This window comes from Shewanella sp. 2_MG-2023, from assembly GCF_030548905.1.
Lineage (GTDB): Bacteria > Pseudomonadota > Gammaproteobacteria > Enterobacterales > Shewanellaceae > Shewanella > Shewanella electrodiphila.
Window position 1 is genome coordinate 150953 of record NZ_JAUOSO010000012.1, and the last position, 19208, is coordinate 170160.

The window sequence follows — 19208 nt, forward strand, 5'->3', positions numbered from 1 at the left end:
GGCATAAGTAAATCATGAACTTCAATTCATTTCAGCTCAATTTAGTCTTTTGACACCTTTTGTGACAACTTATTCAGTCACTTTGAGCTAATAGATTAATTACCCATGGCACACTATGTCATCAGGCTCACCGCAAAAAGGATTTGAAATGACAACGCTACGTTACAGTATGATTTGGAATGGTAAAAAAGCGGGTATCCCAGAGATCCGTACAGCGGTTTATGCATTAAGAGATAAAGGTTATGACCTTGCCGTTAAAGTCACATGGGAAGGCGCGGATATGCAGCGCCTAATAAAAGAATCAATCATTGCAGGTGCTGATAGAATTATCATTGGTGGCGGTGATGGCTCACTAAATGAAGCTGTTACCGCGTTAATGCACTTACAGAGTGATTATTCATTACCGGAAATTGCTGCTTTACCACTTGGCACGGCCAATGATTTTGCAACCGCATGTCAAATCCCCACCACTATCACTGAAGCACTTAACTTTTCAATAACAGGCGACAGTTTTCCTATCGATCTGATCAGTGCTAATGATCGTCACTTTATCAATATTGCCGCTGCGGGCTTTGGCGCCCAAGTCACCGCTGAAACCCCTGTTGAGCTAAAAGATTTCCTTGGTGGCGGCGCATATACCCTTACAGGTTTAGCTAAAGCGATCGGGTTTAAACCTTATGAAGGTTCCATTACTACTGAAAAAGGTCGATTTGAAGGTAATATAGTCGTAGGTGCCATGTGTAATGGTCGCCAGGCAGGTGGTGGTCAGGTGCTAGCACCGACGGCAAAAATAAATGATGGTTTGATGGATGTTACTTTGCTTAAAGGTTTTACCCCAATAGATTTACCCCAAGTAATTGAAGAAATAAAGACTTCGAATACCAATGGTGAATTTTGCTTTCACTTTCAATCTAAATGGTTAGAAATTGATTTCCCATTGGCCTTACCTCTGAATCTCGATGGCGAACCTTATCACTGCGAACAAGTCCGTTTTGAAGTCAAACCTAATGCAATTAAATTTGTACTGCCTAAGAACAGTCCGCTGATTTAGCCGGTTCCTGTCGCAATATTCAGTTAACAAGGAGTTTATATCATGAATCAATTGCAAAAAGCTGGTGGAATTGCAGCGCTTATGGAGGCAAGCATTTACGTATCAGCTTTCATTTTTTTTGGCGCATTCTGGGCTTATCCCATAGATGCTAACCCCGCTCAACAGTTTGCTTTTCTTGCTGAAAACCAAGTTGCCCTGTCTATTGTAAATCTCATCATGTATGTATTATTCGGTGTCTTGCTAGCTATATTGGTAATGGCTATGCATCACCGATTATCAATAAACACTCCATTGCTATCACAAATTGCTTCGGTCTTTGGGATCATTTGGGTGGGTTTGGTCATAGCCAGTGGAATGATTGCCAATATAGGGTTAGCTACGGCATTGGGCTTGGCAACAAAAGACCCTGAGCAAGCAATGACAGTCTGGCGAGCTATCTATGCTGTCGTCGAAGGCTTAGGCGGGGGAAACGAGGTTGTTGGCGGTCTGTGGGTATTATTGCTGAGTGTTGCCGCTTTAAAAGGTAACGAATTACCTAAAATCCTCAATTACTTTGGCCTTTTTGTAGGCATTGTGGGTATTTTCACCATCTACCCTGCAGATGTACTGACAGAGATTTTTGGTTTAAGCCAAATCATATGGTTTTCTTGGCTAGGGATAGTATTGTTGAGTAGGTCTAAGAGTTAGTCATCATTGAGTGAAGTGAAGTGAACTTATTTTAAGTTGAGAAGTGCGCTCTTCGTCAAATGCTAAGGCCGCACTATTAAACTGTATAATATCAAAAAAGATACCCAATTGATTTGCAGCCTTGAAAGAGTGATAATCAGCAGGTTTTCGTTATTAAATGTATAGAAAGCAAGAATAAAGCGGTACAGAGTATATAACAAATGCCCGCTTAGTCGCTCTTAAAGGTGCAGGTTACGTATTTTGACGTTTACCTATACAAACTAAACTTTTTGGTGAATTCCCGTAAAATTTCAGTATCACCAAATAAGCACACACCGAGATATTCTAAGTCTGCTTCTTTAGTTTCATTGGTCCTTTGCTGTTGTGCTAAAGAGCCACCTTCAATCATCGAACTGGTAAAGTCTGTAAACTTAATATCTCGACTTATGGCTTCCTCGCGCACTTTACGAAGTTTATTGGAGTTATCCGCTTTTAACACAATAAAAGGATAATGAGATAAGTTCGGGTGCAAATTCCCATCCATGTCATGGTAATCAATATACTGAGTTTCACTATCATCTAGCTGACTTGCAAGACCAACACTCAAGTGACCTAAAACATTCAGCGACCTGCCAAGTTCCATCTTTTTACTCAAAACCGCTATGAATCGTTTCTGACTTTCATCTGGTAAATTTGACCATAACATTTCCTTGTTAATTGATAGGTGAACACAAGTGATATATCGCATCATTATAAATCCCAACTCCGCAGTGATATATCACTTAAAGATCAAGGCTATATAAGAACTGATTATTGATTTAATGCACCAAGTTTACTTTTTTACCTGCTCGCCACATGAGTATGAAAAACATCATAAAATAAATAGGTGTTTCCACAAAGGTGTCATATGTGAGCCACTGTTCTTCAGTTAATTGACTTGCTACACAATAATTTAACCCAGCCATACATAAACCAATAAATGCTAAACCTATGACAAAGAATCTATGTTGAATAGGTGAGTTTAAATAGCGCTCAAAACGAGTTCCAAAGTAACCACCTTTATTAAACACGCCATCGATTATTAACGCTGATGCACTGAGTATTCCCATGAATGTGCCTTTGAGTTGAACTAAAAACTCACTTTGAAATGCAAACGAGAATATCGCTGATACGAAGAGCATTATTGTTCCGAACACTGCAAATCCACCAAGTAAATCGGCTTTTACAAAGCGTTGAATAATAACAAGTGCTAACCCTAAAAATACACCCGTAAATGCAGCCATGACTAAATCGCCAGTAACTTTCGCTACTAAGAAAAATACAGCACCTATGCCTATATCCGCGACAATAGAGGGTTTGTTTCTCCGCCATTTTTCACTTTGAAGCATTCTTTTTTCAGTTGCCTCTGGTGTTTGATCAGAAACACTCAGTTTTTCGAGTGTTTTAGTGGCAAAGTGAATATCTTTACCTGGATGACTTTGATAAATTAAATCAGTACCTTTCCTAACCTCGATACCGACACTAAACCAATTAAAGTAGCCAACTGATACGTGCACGGGTTTTGTTTCGTTGCCTGCTTGACTGGTCGATTGAAACTTATGCACAACTACTTTGACAGCTCCGTTGAATGAATCTGAACATTGGTCTATTAGATTCCCATTGCAAAATAGTTCAGATGTATAAGAAGTAAGTGTAAATGAGTACTTCACTTCATAGTCATCACCGTTATATTGAAAAGGCCGTTTGTAAGTCCATAAACGCATCGTCATCACCCTGATTTTTCCTATTTTTGTTTTTCTATCATCTAGCAAACTTGTATGGGCTGCACTTAAGAGCTCCAATAGGATCCGTTACTGCCTAGTTTTTAATTTAATAAGAGCCTCTAAGTATCGTTTCTGACTTTCATCTGGTAAATTTGACATAACATTTCCTTGTTGAGGCTCATTTTGAGACATTTAGCCAACCTTGTTGAAGCATGAACAAGCTTTGAAATAAACTACTTGTAAATTCTGGTCTTTCATTTTCAATAAATTGATGCAATTTTAATACTTGATATTTATGTATTCCATTGTTCTGCCACGCACGCCCTTCAGTGGTAATACTATTATGAAATGGCAAAATCAATAGATGGCCTCTAACAATTTTGCTTCTCGCTTTCGCCAGACTCTTGCTTATCCCAGAGTTAGACGACCCTTGTTATCCATTTTTTACGCTGTTTTTAGATAACAGACTTCACTGACAGTGCTACTTTTCTAATACCGTGGGCTGGCGTCCACCTTTTAAATTCGATAAAGCCATGTTTCTTATATAAATTAATTGCTGGTATATTTACTACAGCAGTTTCTACAACAGCTTCTGAAAACTCAATTTTTTCTAGAACAAAGCTTACCAATTTACCACCAATACCTTTCCTAAAGTAATTGGGGTCAACAGTTAAACTATTAATATCTAAGTGCTGGTCTTCCATTACAATCTCTATAACTCCAGCTACGCATTCATTTTTAATAAACCCATAAAACTGTGTTTTTGAATTTTCTATATTGTTAATACTTCGGAATAGAGGCGGAAAATCAAGAGTGCCTATAAGATGAGCTTCAACTTGATATGATCGTTGAAAAACAGTAAAAATCTGGTTTGCTACTTTTTCATCCGAATTATTAAGTTTTCTAATCATAATATGCCTAAATCAAACATTTTCATTACTCTCTAATATCGCAATAAGCGGCAAATATATAGTTGGCTAAAATCTTAAAGTAAGTGAAACAGCCAAACCAATTTTTTCGATTATTCTTCTTGTTATATATATACTTAGCTCTGACTAGATTGCTTTAAATTATTTAATAAAACAAGACTTAAACCGATAATGGGAATATTGGTTGTTATAGGGTTGAAAGCCTCTATTAATAACTGAGGCTGTATAACTGCGACAAATAGCAATAAACCAATAAGTGCAAAAATGTTAAGTAAAACAATCAACTTAGAGCGGTAAAAAACAAATAAAATAATGCCGAATATCACTTCGATAATACCAGCAGATTTTGTAATGTGATAAGACACTTCGTCAGAAAAACCAATGCTTGCTGTCATTAATTGTTCGAGCGGAGCAATATGGATTAACTTTGGGAATATTCCATGATAAAGCCAACTAAAGCTGACTATATAGCGGGCTATTTGAATAGATGACAACGACTTACTTCCTTGTATTTATAACAGTCTATTAGTGAGATTTCAGATAAACATATTCAATCATCTCTCGTGCAAAATGATTACTAATAGGTATATTCTTCATTAATTTCAATACGCTATCAGCATATCGCCTCAGAATCAATTATCCCTTTTGGGGAAGCCAATAATTTAGTTAACCAAGAATTAGCACTTCTCGTTATACAAGCGTAACTATTCTAAAAAACACAAAGTATCAATAGGTTATAATTTAACACAAAGTGAAAATGAAATTTTAAGATAACATACCAAGAATCAAAGTGGCCAAGTTTGTAGTAAGAGAATAAAACTGTTTGAAGGTTCAAAATCTATGCTAAAGAAACGATAACAGTATTTAGATTTCTGGCAATATTTTCGCTGACAGCTGGGCTGAGCAAATAGGAATGTTAACTAGGGTAAAGTACAAGAAGTAATCATAGTCATTAAGCAAATCATTTTTAGAAAACAGACTTATGACAAATACATTAAGAGATAGACAATAGAAACTGATAATTAAAAACAGATAGATAGAAACAAATAGATAGGAACAGATAAACAAAAAATATTTTGAGAGAAAATTTGGCGGTGACGGAGAGATTCGAACTCTCGAAGGGTTGCCCCTTACACACTTTCCAGGCGTGCTCCTTCAGCCACTCGGACACGTCACCATTTCAAATTTTTATCTTGTAGCAATTCTCACAAACGCCAAATACTGATTAGTCAATTTAGATATTGATATCAAGATGTTCGTGAACGGACGGTACTTTACGCAAATGCGCATAGTGGGTCAAGAGAAAATCCCCTATTCCCATTCTATTGCGCATTTGCTGCTCAAAATGGTTTCAAACTGAGGTGATTAACGCTGTTTACGCCATCAAGGTTGGGAACAAGCCTTTTAAGCCCGCTGCTACAACCTCAATGCCTATGGATAACATCAGTAGACCCATCAGACGGGTAATGACGTTAATACCTGTGGTACCTAATATTTTAAAAATCACAGGTGCAAGTCTAAATAAACCAAAGCTCATGAAGCCAAAGACCGCCACCGTTATCGACATACCGATTAAATCGACCATCTTATTATTATCAGATGCAAATACAATCACCGAACTAATGGCTCCTGGGCCTGCCATTAATGGCAATGCTAATGGCACTACTGCCACTGACTCCATCCCTGACGCTTCACGATCTTCTTCTTGATTTCGCTTTACTGGGCTTAATTTACCTTGCAGCATCGACATTGCAATGATTGCGATCAAGCTACCACCAGCGATTCTGAACGCTGACAGTGAAATACTGAACATATTTAAAATATGCTGACCGATAAATATCGTCACCAATAAAATCACGACAACCGCAAAGTTAGCCACTTTGCCTGTATGGTTCCGTTCGACCTCTGTTTGGTGACTGGTCAAGCTTACAAAAACCGGCAATAACCCCACCGGGTTAATGATGGCAACCAGTCCTAAGAAAAACTTAACGTAAAGCATGAAATCCACAAGCAAATCCTCAAATTATATGGTTTTGTGGCCCAAAAAATAATCGCGCAACTTTACTGATTATTTGCTTTTTATCAAATGAGATTTTTTAAAACTTTGAGCCAGTTAATAAAAAATTTAATCTATGAATATATTCGCTTTTTCGAATTAGATTTACTTATGAAAAAGTATGCCTTGAATCACATTTCTGCCTTCATCCTTCATTTTCCACTCTTGTACCAAATAAACAACGTAGCCTTCATAGTGAAATTTAATTTCAATTAAAGGCGAAAATTAATATTTTTCAGCCTGCAGAGTGCAACATTTGTTATAATATTTCTTTTTCTGAATATAAATTACTGTTTAGCTTTTGTTTTCACTTTTTTCAATACAGTACATTGAGGTTTCCCATGGGTAAACGAAATAGAATCAGCCAAAAAAACGGTCAACGCAAAATTACTGGCTCTAGAAGAAGGTTAGCTTATTTTCTATGGATAACAAAAACCGGACATAAATGCCCGCCTACCGAGCTTAAAATAGCTGACGATAATAGCTAAAACTCAAACGCTATTTAACGACTCTATGATTAAGCTGTAAGATCCACTTCATAAAATCAGAAAAAAAAAAGAGATGCTTATTAGCATCTCTTTTTGTTTAATCAGACGTGTTGGTATAACTATTTTTTCTCAGTCCAACGATCCATCCAACCAAGTACGTTTTTGTACCATTGTTGCAAGTTATCTTGGTTCAGAATCCAATGGTTCTCATCTGGGAACATTAATAGTTCTGATGGGATATCGTTACGCTGCATGTAAGTAAACGCAGCTAAGCCTTGTCCATAAGGCACACGGTAATCTTTTTCACCGTGGATCACTAGCATTGGCGTTTTCCAGTTTTCAACATAGTTTACTGGGTTAAACTTCTCATACAGTTCTTTGTTTTCAGTGTAAGTACCACCGAACTCATACTCTGGGAACCATAATTCTTCAGTTACGTGATACATAGAACGCATATCAAATAAACCAGCATGGTTAACTAAACACTGGAAGCCGTCACTCCAATTACCTTGGAACCAGTTCATCATGTAACCGCCGTACGAACCACCTAATGCACAAGCGTTATCAGTATCTAGCCATTTCTGTTGTTGACCAACAGCTGCTAAGCCTTTTTGTAAATCTTCTAAAGGCTTACCGCCCCAATCTTTTGAGATTGAATCAGTAAATGCTTGGCCATAACCAGTAGATCCATGGAAGTCGACCATTACTACGCCATAACCTGCACCAGCCCAAAGCTGCGCATTCCAGCGACCACTAAATGAATTGCCAAACGATCCTTGTGGGCCGCCGTGAACTAAATAGGCAACAGGATACTTTTTACCAGACTCATAGTTAGCAGGTTTGATCCAGTAACCATGTACTGTCTCGTTGTTCCAGCCTTTAAAGTTAAACTGTTGGAATTCGCCAAATTGAATCTCAGCAAGCTTTTCTTCGTTAACATTAGTTAAGCGAGTCAGGTTTTCACCTTCCAGGCTGATTTTGTATAAGTCACCTGGCTCTACCAATGATTTATTACTAAAGATGATGCCTGAATCAGTAACGGCTACAAGGCTGTTACTGCCGTCATTGTATAGTGGACGTACATCACCAAACTGGGTGTTAACTTCAAAGATGCTAACTTGACCCACATCTTGCGCAGTGACATACAAGGTTCGGCCATCATCACTAAATGTCAGTGAGTGTGGGCTGCGATCCCACAGCGGTGCGACTTCTTTTTCAGCGCCTGTCACAGTGTCACGTAACATGATGCGGTAACGATCGGCTTCAAAACCAGGTTTGCTCATGGCTAAATACGCTAATTGGCGACCATCTTTTGAATACGTTGGCTGTGCATCCCATGCTAAGTTTTTCTCAGTTAGGTTTTCAGCTTCGCCGCCTGTTACTGGCACTTTCCATAAATCGTAATTTGTTGTCCAAGCTTGGTCTTTACTTGGTGCTTTTGCGCTATAAACAATATGCTTACCATCTGCAGTAAATGTGACCTCTTCCATGCCTGAGAAAGGTTTTGGCGGGGTTTCAGTATCTAGACCTAAAGTAACATCAACCACATCTTTTACTGGCTTACCATTTAACTGGCCAACGAATAAATGATTACGGGCATGATCTTCCCATGTGTCCCAATGGCGAACCATCAACTGCTTGTATTCACGGCCTGTAGTCTTTTTGTTTTCTTCTTCTGCAATACGGTCAACAGTACAAGCTAAGTCCTTGCACTCTGGAAAGACGCGCATATTCATGACAACTTGTTTGCCGTCATTTGAAAGCTTGTAACCATTAACGTCTAACGGTAAATCAGTGACTTGTAGTGCTTCACCGCCAGATAAAGACAGGTTATAAAGCTGGCTTGAACCATCGCGCGCAGCAAGGAAGTAAATTGATTTATCGTCAACACTGAAGTTAACGTCATGCTCAGTCCCTTTATGGGAAGTAATTTGCACTGGTTTAGCATTTTTGTTGCTTAAGTCGAGAAGATAAAGATCAGAACTACTCTCGCCTTGTGCATCAATGTGTTTAACTGCATAAACCAATTGAGTGCCATCATTTGACACTGCCGCAGAATGTAATTTGTTAAGTTTAACGAGCTGCTGCACATTAAAAGGAGTTTTAGTTGGCTCTGCAGCTTGGACAGAAAGTGCAAGTCCTGCTGCGCCAAGCGCAAGTAGTAGCGACGACTTTTTCATTTGATGAAGTTCTCTTGTTATTTTTTGTTGTTGATATCAATCACATTCAATTTCTAAATAAATCAATTATGGCTAGCATCATCACAGTTTTATGAGGTGAAGTTAGCAGTCAGTTAGTGAACTGAAATGACTCTGTTTAAAAAATACTGCTAAGCACATTACCCAAACAAAAACGCTCAGGCAATAGAGGGGTTCAAAAAAATGAATCTATCTATTTCTGAGCGTGATTTTTTAAACAATTTGAGTGTTTAAGCAGCTATATAAGCACGTATGACAGCATTTATATATGTTTCCATATAAGCACTTAATTAAGCTAGTCAAATATCAACACTAGCTTTTAGCGTTAGCAATATTCACTTTCCAAATTGCAGGACCCGTTTCATGAGCATTAATACCTTGTGTATCAACTGCTACAGTAACTGGCATATCTTGCACATCAAATTCGTAAATCGCTTCCATACCTAAATCTTCAAATGCGACAACGCGCGACTTTTTGATTGCTTTTGATACAAGGTAAGCTGCGCCGCCCACAGCCATTAAGTAAACCGCTTTGTGTTTCTTAATTGACTCGACAGTCTGTGGTCCACGCTCTGATTTACCAATCATGCCCATTAACCCTGTTTTTTCGAGCATAAGATCAGTGAACTTGTCCATACGGGTTGCTGTTGTAGGGCCTGCTGGACCAACCACTTCATTACCTACTGGATCGACTGGGCCAACGTAGTAAATAAACTTACCGGTAAAGTCGACACCTTCAGGTAAACCTTCGCCAGATTCGATGAGAGTTTGAATACGTTTATGCGCTGCGTCGCGACCTGTTAGCATTTTGCCGTTTAGCAATAAGGTATCACCACTCTTCCAGGTTTCAATTTCAGCTTGGGTAACGTTATCTAAATCGACTCTGTGAGTGTTCTCACCCGCTTCACGAGTGATTTCTGGCCAATCAGCTAATGATGGTGGGCTTAAATCTGCAGGGCCTGTGCCATCTAAATGGAAGTGAACGTGACGAGTCGCTGCGCAGTTAGGGATCATTACAACAGGTTTAGATGCCGCATGAGTCGGTACAGACTTAACTTTAATATCTAAAACTGTTGTTAATCCGCCTAAACCTTGTGCACCAATACCTGTGCTGTTAGCACGTTCAAAAATATCTAAACGTAGCTTTTCTTCGGTAGTTTCTGCGCCGCGTTCCATTAGCTCATGGATATCAACAGGATCCATTAACGACTCTTTTGCTAACACAGCGGCTTTTTCAGCAGTGCCGCCAATGCCTATACCTAGCATTCCTGGTGGACACCAACCCGCACCCATTGTCGGTAAGGTTTTTTCAACCCAAGCTGCAATGTCATCTGACGGATTTAACATGACCATTTTAGATTTGTTTTCTGATCCGCCGCCTTTAGCAGCAATCATCACTTCAATGTGATCGCCAGGCACCATATCAATATGTACTACAGAAGGCGTGTTATCACGAGTGTTTTTACGTGTGCCTGCAGGGTCGGCGACAATAGATGCACGTAATGGGTTGTCTGGATTCAGGTAAGCTTGGCGTACGCCTTGATCAACCATTTCTTGTACAGTCATGTCGGTTTTATCCCACTGAACTGCCATACCAATTTTAACGAAAGTGGTCACAATACCCGTGTCTTGGCATAAAGGACGTTTGCCTTCAGCTGACATACGAGAATTAATCAAGATTTGTGCGATTGCATCTTTTGCAGCTGCACTTTCTTCGCGATCGTAGGCTTTCGCCATCGCGTCAACGAAATCTTTTGGGTGATAATACGAGATATACTGCAGAGAATCAGCAATGCTTTCGATGAAATCAGCTTGCTTAATCACAACACTAGCAGAAGAATTTGTAGACATATAGGGGCGCTCCAGCAGCCATTGAGGCATAACTTGTTTTATTTTTATATGAATGCGGTGTTAAAATTGAATTTAACCATAGAGTTAAAAAAGCATTCAATTAGCTATTAATCCTTTCAGGGACAATATGATACTCTTTCCAGCCTTTTTGGGCTACATGACATTTTAAATAGGTGTATTAATGGGACAGTTGAGCCAAGACTCTCTTGCTATAACAAAGCTAAATTGGGCATTAGACACCCACACAGTTTTCAGCGTGGTGAGCGATCAACCCTGGGCAATGTTATTGGATTCAACTCAAACCCTACATCAAGATGCCAATTTTGACATCATAGTGTTTAGCCCAATTGCCACTCTTGTCAGTGATGGGTCAAGCATCGACTGTTCAATAGTACCCACAAGACAAACTCAATCTGATATCAACTCCTCAGCTACTATTACTCCAACTGCCACTGCTAATGTTTTTGAAACACTGCAAGCAATGCAAAGCAAACTTTATCCAAGCCGCTTTGATTGTAAGTTGCCATTTAGTGGCGGCTCAGTGGGTAGTTTTAACTATGATTTAGGCCGAGTCATTGAAAACTTGCCCCAACAAGCCATGAAAGATATTCAACTACCTGATGTTAATGTCGGTTTTTATGACTTTTCTTTATTATTTAGTCATCAAGAAAAATGCTGGTATGCCACGCATTATCTTGGCGAGCAGGCTCTAAAGCTTGAGGTGAAAAAATTTGAATCGAAACTAAATAAAGTTAAACTCAATGAAGCTAAACTAAATGTAGCTAAACTAGACGAAGCACAAAATACCAGTAAGCAATCTCATCCAAACAATGTATTTAAACTCACCTCGACTTGGCAAAACCAAACCACAAAAGCGCAATATCAGCAAAGATTTGAGCAAGTTCAAACCTATTTACATCAAGGTGATTGCTATCAAATCAACTTAACTCAGCGATTTAATGCCAGCTATGAAGGCTGTGAGTGGCAAGCTTATTGCGCTTTATCAGATGCCAACAAAGCCCCTTTTTCAGGTTTTATACGTTTAAAAGATCATTGTATTTTATCAATATCCCCTGAGCGGTTTATCCAGCTGACTGACGATAAAGTCTCTACAAAACCTATCAAAGGCACGTTACCGCGCGGTAAAACGCCGCAAGAAGATAATGCCAATGCCGTTAAGCTTAAAGCATCAGAGAAAGATCGCGCCGAAAACGTGATGATTGTGGATTTACTGCGTAATGACATCAGCAAAGTCGCTACTGCGGGTTCTGTGAATGTGCCAAAGCTATTTGATATTGAAAGTTTCCCTGCAGTGCATCATTTAGTCAGTACTGTGGAAGCCACCCTTGCCCCTCAGTATGATGCTGTCGATTTATTAAAAGCGGCCTTCCCTGGTGGTTCAATTACTGGCGCACCTAAAATCCGCGCGATGGAAATTATCGAAGAGTTAGAGCCATCAAGACGAAATATCTATTGCGGAAGTATTGGTTATATTAGCCAAGATGGCCATATGGACACGAGCATCACCATCCGCACATTAGTCACGGAAAACAATTCAATCTATTGCTGGGCTGGCGGCGGCATTGTTGCAGATTCCGATGTGGATGCTGAGTATCAAGAAACCTTTGATAAGGTCAGTAAAATTTTGCCAGTGCTTGAGCAAGTTAATCAATAACATCTTAAAATCATCGATTATTCTCAATCAACTCATATTAATACAAGGCCAGCCAAACATTAATTTGCGGACCTTGATTTAACATAAAATAGAAAGCCGTGAAAATATCAAAGATAATTAAGCCTTATTTTACACAGTTACAAGATAGGCAATAAAACGATTCTTCTAATCTAATTAAAGGCTCTCTAACTGCGTAGTTTTCAACAAGAACATTTAAAGAGAAAGAACAGTTAGCTTGCCATTATTTATTAGAATATTTTTATAAGTTTCTATGGGTTACTTTATGATTAGTTGAGTAAATCTGACTCAATTCCACTTTCTTCTAGCAGCTTAAATATATTACTCGGTAAGATAAACAAGGAAGTTGACCCCTCTTCAACCGATAGCAATGCTTGATTCGGAAACCACTCCATAGCCAAATCTATAATCTGCTGAAAGTAATCTGCAGTTTCATTGCTAAAAACCTCATCCAGATTAATCTCACCTATTACTTTTTCATTTAAACTAATCGTTAATACATCATCTTTAACTTCATCTTGGTAGCTAACGCTATCAAGCTCGCCACGTAACTTAACTAACTGCTCTAAGGGGTCAATAAAACCTGAGTAAGGTGGGCGAATATTATCTAAATCCTCAATATCAAATAACGCAATCGTTTCGGCTTCAAAATACTCCGCTAAACAGTCTATGATTTCACTTTTATCTGTCCCATCAAGGAGTAACTGCTTAAGTTCATCTTCTACATTAATCTTATTGTTCTCAATATCCACTTCATCAGCTTCATCTTTTGAAAAGTATTCATCACGTGTTAGATACTTACCTGCCTTGGCATTCGCCCAAATAGTTTTCCATTCTGGGGCAATCTCGTCTGAATCAAGTTGCTTAAACCAAAGCTCTGCGATTGTTTGAAACGCCGCAGAATATTGCTGCCGTTGCTGGTAAAACTGCAGGCTAGTTGCCAGCATCCGCCCGAGTTTTTCTTCAGAATCATCCCTTCGCATTTGTCTTTTATACATTTCAGTGGAGAGATATTGACTTAAATGACAAAGATGCTGAATAGAGAAAGCATTAAAATATGGAGCGAATGGTTCACCCTCTTTATTATCTTTAATAATCCCCCCCAACTTATCAATAGAAAATAATGCTCCACTATTTAACGGCCGAAGCGCTTCAAGTCGCCATTGTTCTGCCTGCTTAACATAAGCGTCATCGAGAAACTGCTGATTTAAGAATAAAAACTGATAAAGTAGTTGCTCACGCTGTAAAAAAAGTGACTTTACATTTTCAGTCGCATTTAATGGAGAATATAAGTAACTGTTATCTTTTATTAAAATATAGCTAGTGCTGATACTGCCCAGCATTGATTCTTCACAGCGGGCTTCAGACTTGATGCGCTGAAACTCTGCAAACCAAACGTTAATATCATCTGATGGGTGCCACGCTAAACAGTAGATAAGCGGTACAGGTTCTGCCCATGCAATATCTTCTTGTTTACGTATTCCCTTTAGAAAATAGGGCTCCATATATTTAACTTCTTTTTTAGAGTATTGGTGCTCTAATAGGCATTTTTTTAACTCAGCCCATAATACCTTACGAGCCTTCATCCATTTTTTATCTTCCACTTTCCAATACATGTTCTACTACTCCACCGCGTTAATTAAGTCTTACATACCTTCCAGCAAGTTATTATCTAAATAAGTCTTTCATTAATCTATTTGATTAAGGAGTAATATTAATTAAAAATGCCATTAAATCCCTTTTAGAAAAAGGTTAATTTAAACATGACATCTATTTTAAAAATACAACCCAGCAATTGTTTTCAGTAATATCTATTGCCGCTTTAATATTTGAAATATCGTAAGTTATCATCTGAATTCTGGCCTAATTCACTCATTCTAATTAACATTAAACAAAATCGATTTATCGAAAAAATGGCAGCAGAATTTGCTTGATGATGTTTATCAAGTTTATTGGCTCATCTAATAAAAGCGTAACTGCCTGAAAGACATTAGCGCGGGGGCCATGTTATTTAATCTTCGCCAATGTTGTCATAACCTGCATATTATTTATTTTCGTTATGTTACTCGGTTGCATATTGACTGGTTCTAATTTCTTCAACTCTATCCCTTAACGCTTGAGGCATTTCAGGGTCATTGATGGCATCAATAATATCTTGCGCTAACTTAATCTGTTTGGGATGTTTTTCACCTGTTGAAGCTAAAAAAGTATCAAGATCTTCAATAAACCACACGAACCCCTTTTCCTTTTTATACTGCTCAAAACTTAACTTAACTGCAGATTTCCATATATCTATCTTATTCACACAGATATCAGTATCAAAACGTTCTTTTCTAGTTAGAAAGTCCCCCCAATCATAGCAAGGATCCATACAAAACTTTCTAACAAGGCGCTCTCGTTCGCTTTCACCTTCAAGCTCAATACACTCTTCTAAGGTCTGAGGCATAAAAACTTGATCGATTACCCATTCTCGTCCATTTAATAGGCTAGCCCCTTTATAAGGTATCTTGTGCCTATGCTGCGCAGAAGAATAAAAAGTGTTTCTATCATTCATCCTATAGGCAGGTATATCTGAATAGTCTTTTTTTTCTTCACAATAGCGATTAAACACTTGCTTTAATGTGTCAATGTTTTCACTTGGATGCAGCCAGAGTTGAAGAAGTAAACCACTCCTTATCTTATAAAGTGTTTCAAGCGCATTGGTATCGCCGGTGAAAAAGTAGCTTTTTAAACTGATTAATTCTTCTTTAGATAAGTCTGTAACCTCAACCAAAGCCTCAGAAATATTAGTCCGATACTGCAGCCACTCTTTTTTACGCTGCTTCATCCACTCTTTGTCGTCACACTTCCAATCACTCATTAAAACTCCACTTGCAGTAATTAACTCGTTTATTTCTCGTCATCTATCCCATCAAGCAGATACGCTTTTAGACAATTTTATATATACCTGTCAACCATTTAGAAAATAATTAACACATATCAACGACATCTTCTAATTTCTCTTTAAAATCAGCATCATTAAATTGACCTGTATATGGTGCAATCCAGTCTTGATAATGTTTTTCAAAATACCCGCGGGCACCAAGCCTTAGTGCGCTACGGTCATGACTATCTAATTCATCTTCATCCGCTTCTTCTAAGTACTCAAAATAAGATGAGCTTAGGGTGTTGCGGTTGATGTTACCTGCCACTAGGGATATCAACTCAGGTTCGGGCTCTTCGTCACCGTCTAACCAAACTAAAACTGGGTTTTGGGTAACCTTACTGATAGCTTGCAGCATCTCATCAATATCATCAGGTAAATCAGATGAGCCCATAATATAAAGCTGACCAAAACCTGATTTTAATGAACTAGTCTCAAGCTCTGCTGTATCTTCAACAATCTCTTTAATCTGTTGCCAAACACTCGTTTCAGTTTTAACGATTAACTGTGCGTACATTTCCATCGGTATGTCCTTATAAATGTTTATCTAAATCCGAGACTATTTATTCTGGTTTTTGCTATTCCGTCAACACAGTTAATATTGGGTATTTTTTAGGGAAAGAAGAATACGTTGCCTCTTTACCCTCTGGCGTTTGGGCAAAATCCCACATTTGCTGCAGAAGCTCAGGTAATTCAGTGGTATTGAGTTTCTCGCGGGTTAAATTTACTAATTTCCAAGCCCTTTGATAACGTTCTTCATCAATGCCTTTAAAGGGGTCCAGTAATTCATAATATTGGATGAGCTGTAAAAATTGGTTAACTTCTACAGGTGTACGGCCAAAAGTATAATCTTGCAACGGTGCCATATAAAAAGAAAAATCGCCTAAGTATTGATAATGATCGTTAATATAAGTATCTGGATTGAGCAACAATAGGGTGCCACTACTACAAAAGGCACCAAACGAGCATTTATTTCCTCTTGTTAACTCCTGCCATTGTTGTTCTGTAGTGCCATATAACAAGCGGCAATAGACCTCTTCTAGACCATGAACCACTCCTTGTGAATTCCCTTTAAAGTAAAAGTTTTGCTTGGCTAATACCCTATGAAAAAAGAAATCTTTATCACGATAACGGTAGTTACTATAGTTTGCTTGTTTATTGTTATTTGCATCTTCTCTCAATTGACAAAATGTTAAATATAGCTCGGTTATATTTTCCTCTGTTTGCAAAGGATGCAAGAGTAACAAAATAGTACAATTTGCATGTTCAGGCAGGTCTTTTAGCTCATCTTTTATCTCAGGTAATTCACCTGTTAAATAATAACTTTTATAGTAACGGACATCTTTTGGCAAAAAAGACTCCATGTCACGTAATGTTTTGCTCAGTTCAGCCCAGTCTTTTTTACGCTGTTTAATCCAGATTGGATTATCAAGCTGCCATGGTGTTTTATTTATTAAATCTACGAGTTTTTCTATTAACATGCTGTTGGTCACTCCTTGTTGACAGGTTTTATCGCGCGCTAAAGATGTTAATTAATCTAGCCTATTTAATATCCAATAAAAATAAGCTTGCTGATAACATACAAATTTATCATGACACCTATTTTAAAAATACAACCCAGCAATTGTTTTCATTAATATTGACAACCGCTTTAATATTTGAAATGTCGTAAATTATTATCCTAAGTCACTCATTCTAATTTACATTAAACAAAAATCGATTTATGGCAAAAATGGCAGCAAGATCTGCTTGATGATGTGTTGTGGTCAACTCATATTGGCCACGTTCTTAGAGTTTGACCAGAACAATCGTTCTGATTCATTGGTTGTCAGTCCGCCGTTAAATTGATATGTACGAAGCTGGCAATAATATCCATATATGGCCGTGATATTACTCAGTGATATTACTCAGTGATATTACTCAGAGATAAAATCAGAGTAGCTAAGGCCATCAACTAATTTGAACTGGTCATCTACACCGTACTGTAACCCATACGCACCATAGATAAAGATACTATAATCTTTATCCTCAAAAGGAATATCCAGCAATTTGAGATAAGTTAGATATTCTTCTGGCTCTGGAGGCATACTATTAGGATCATTATCATCATGGGTATAATTTAAGTAACGTTTAAAACCTAAACCATGCTCCTCCCTTAAAGTATCCATAAGTAATAACCTTCGACCACTGAATATTCTGGAGTTACATACAACATTCCTCAATGCTGAGCTTTCAGTCATAATAACCTTTTGGTTATTATTGTTATCAAGTAATAAAAAAACATTTTGGTATACAGTTAATTTATCTGAACCAATATAAAATGGTGATAATTGGAAACAAGCATGATAAGCATGTACAGTTTCTCGGCATAGTTCGCTTTTAAACTCAGATGTTAGCACATCAGAAATATCAACCAGCTTAATATCGATTTCATTGTAATTCTGTTCACATAATCCAGAAGACTTCATAGCCTGATGAATTATAAAAACAGGGTCTGATTTACTCTTATAATCACAAATATAAGTATTATAAAAAGCATCTTCTAGTCGAGTTTCTAAATTATCTGAAGTTAGCGGTAAACTACGAACCTCACGACCAACTGACTCATCTTCCTTATTTTCAGCCGTTGCCCCCCATAACTCAGCCATTCTTTCCAAAGTGAAGCCATACTTTTCAACACACTTTAAAAACTCAGTGACAAACTCTTTTTTTGCTTGGGATGCTGCGTGGCATGCGTGTTCCGGTATAAAGTGCCTTATATAAAGAAACAGCTGATTTATTGTCTTGACGTTTTGATCCCATTCAAATATCGACTCGTCCATATGGCGAAGAGAGGTGAACCAAAAAGGCAATAAAATGGTAAACCCTTGATATTGGTTACTATCAATCATATATAACCAATCACTAACCCAGTGAAGATAATGCTTCGAAAAGTAATTTCCATTAGCTTTACTTGTTTCAAGAGGAAATGCTCTAACCTGAAAGGAATTGTATTCTATTAGCTTATCAGTATATTCAACTTCATCATTGATCACCCACTGGAACAGAGTTAAACGACGATGCCAATCATCAAAAGGCATAAACTCTTCAGGCACTACTTTCATTACTGATTTAACTAATGTTTCCCTAAGGTACTGTGTAGCATATTGTGTCGTGGCTTCACTGGCCATTTCATCAAAATAAGATGTTGAAATTGTAGGGCACCACCTCATTCTAGTATCAAGTGAAGGGGCATATTCAGAACCTTCAGTCCATTCTCCTTTAATGAAATAGCGTTTCATTGCGGATATTCTATTTTTGTTAACACCTTCACATAGCAACTGAAATTCTATGGGCTCCCAAGCAAGCGCCCTATCGGACAGCCATTGTGGATCTTTTACTAACCACACTTCTTTATGAAAACTAAACTTTGCCATTCAACCCACCATAATCTAAAAACCACTTGATTTCGGATTAGCATCTTCCTAGAAGTTAACACTGAATTAAAACCAATTTTCAATAGCTTAATGGATTTACATTAAAGATTCGATAGCTCTTTTAGGTAGGTTTTAAGTCTTTACTGATTAAGTTTGATCAAGAAGATAGATTGA

15 protein-coding genes, 1 tRNA gene and 1 pseudogene are annotated in these 19208 nt (G+C 38.0%); 3 read left to right on the top strand and 14 right to left on the bottom strand.

Annotated elements, in window-relative coordinates; genetic code table 11:
• The first annotated feature begins 148 nt into the window (after nt 1-148).
• Together yegS and Q4600_RS13465 are read left to right on the top strand one after the other, a co-directional pair.
• Entirely contained in the window at nt 149-1051 is a 903-nt protein-coding gene (gene yegS / locus Q4600_RS13460; protein ID WP_303516891.1) for a lipid kinase YegS, read from the top strand.
• Nucleotides 1052-1093: 42 nt separating this feature from the next.
• Nucleotides 1094-1738 (top strand): hypothetical protein, encoded by a 645-nt coding sequence (locus Q4600_RS13465; protein ID WP_303516893.1) that lies wholly within the window; start codon nt 1094-1096, stop codon nt 1736-1738.
• A 247-nt stretch (nt 1739-1985) separates the two neighbouring features.
• Here the strand turns inward: Q4600_RS13465 and Q4600_RS13470 are convergent, their stop codons facing one another.
• The 8 genes from Q4600_RS13470 to Q4600_RS13505 all read right to left on the bottom strand — a co-directional run bounded on the left by Q4600_RS13470 (nt 1986) and on the right by Q4600_RS13505 (nt 11002).
• Nucleotides 1986-2468 carry a DUF2000 domain-containing protein gene (locus Q4600_RS13470; protein ID WP_303516895.1) on the bottom strand — a complete coding sequence of 161 codons (483 nt, stop codon included), beginning with the start codon at nt 2466-2468 and terminating at the stop codon, nt 1986-1988.
• A 67-nt stretch (nt 2469-2535) separates the two neighbouring features.
• Complete coding sequence (locus tag Q4600_RS13475; protein ID WP_133146626.1) at nt 2536-3528, bottom strand: hypothetical protein; 993 nt, start codon at nt 3526-3528, stop codon at nt 2536-2538.
• Between the two features lie 407 nt (nt 3529-3935).
• Nucleotides 3936-4391: an N-acetyltransferase gene (locus Q4600_RS13480; protein WP_102527513.1), complete on the bottom strand. Its 456-nt coding sequence runs from the start codon at nt 4389-4391 to the stop codon at nt 3936-3938.
• Between the two features lie 134 nt (nt 4392-4525).
• The gene (locus tag Q4600_RS13485; protein ID WP_303516897.1) at nt 4526-4903 is read right to left on the bottom strand and encodes a DoxX-like family protein; all 378 of its coding nucleotides are present in this window, start codon (nt 4901-4903) and stop codon (nt 4526-4528) included.
• A 595-nt stretch (nt 4904-5498) separates the two neighbouring features.
• Nucleotides 5499-5586: transfer RNA gene (locus tag Q4600_RS13490), tRNA-Ser, on the bottom strand.
• A 198-nt stretch (nt 5587-5784) separates the two neighbouring features.
• Nucleotides 5785-6417, bottom strand: a complete 633-nt coding sequence (locus Q4600_RS13495; protein ID WP_303516899.1) for a YchE family NAAT transporter — start codon at nt 6415-6417, stop codon at nt 5785-5787.
• 655 nt (nt 6418-7072) lie between these two features.
• Nucleotides 7073-9133: a S9 family peptidase gene (locus Q4600_RS13500; protein WP_303516900.1), complete on the bottom strand. Its 2061-nt coding sequence runs from the start codon at nt 9131-9133 to the stop codon at nt 7073-7075.
• Between the two features lie 330 nt (nt 9134-9463).
• Nucleotides 9464-11002 carry a fumarate hydratase gene (locus Q4600_RS13505; RefSeq protein WP_102527517.1) on the bottom strand — a complete coding sequence of 513 codons (1539 nt, stop codon included), beginning with the start codon at nt 11000-11002 and terminating at the stop codon, nt 9464-9466.
• 181 nt (nt 11003-11183) lie between these two features.
• On the opposite strand from Q4600_RS13505, the gene pabB reads away from it, so the two are divergent.
• Nucleotides 11184-12677 carry an aminodeoxychorismate synthase component I gene (gene pabB / locus Q4600_RS13510; protein WP_303516903.1) on the top strand — a complete coding sequence of 498 codons (1494 nt, stop codon included), beginning with the start codon at nt 11184-11186 and terminating at the stop codon, nt 12675-12677.
• A gap of 287 nt (nt 12678-12964) precedes the next feature.
• Here pabB and Q4600_RS13515 read toward each other — a convergent pair whose 3' ends face one another.
• From Q4600_RS13515 to Q4600_RS13540, 6 genes and pseudogenes are all read right to left on the bottom strand, one after another.
• The gene (locus tag Q4600_RS13515; RefSeq protein WP_303516905.1) at nt 12965-14311 is read right to left on the bottom strand and encodes a hypothetical protein; all 1347 of its coding nucleotides are present in this window, start codon (nt 14309-14311) and stop codon (nt 12965-12967) included.
• 446 nt (nt 14312-14757) lie between these two features.
• Nucleotides 14758-15555, bottom strand: a complete 798-nt coding sequence (locus tag Q4600_RS13520; protein WP_303516907.1) for a hypothetical protein — start codon at nt 15553-15555, stop codon at nt 14758-14760.
• 109 nt (nt 15556-15664) lie between these two features.
• Nucleotides 15665-16141 carry a hypothetical protein gene (locus tag Q4600_RS13525; protein ID WP_303516909.1) on the bottom strand — a complete coding sequence of 159 codons (477 nt, stop codon included), beginning with the start codon at nt 16139-16141 and terminating at the stop codon, nt 15665-15667.
• A gap of 55 nt (nt 16142-16196) precedes the next feature.
• Nucleotides 16197-17099, bottom strand: a complete 903-nt coding sequence (locus Q4600_RS13530) for a hypothetical protein (protein ID WP_303516911.1) — start codon at nt 17097-17099, stop codon at nt 16197-16199.
• 285 nt (nt 17100-17384) lie between these two features.
• Nucleotides 17385-17507, bottom strand: a pseudogene (locus Q4600_RS13535) (IS3 family transposase); the annotation flags it as partial.
• Nucleotides 17508-17534: 27 nt separating this feature from the next.
• Nucleotides 17535-19034 carry a hypothetical protein gene (locus tag Q4600_RS13540; protein WP_303516913.1) on the bottom strand — a complete coding sequence of 500 codons (1500 nt, stop codon included), beginning with the start codon at nt 19032-19034 and terminating at the stop codon, nt 17535-17537.
• Nucleotides 19035-19208 lie beyond the last annotated feature (174 nt).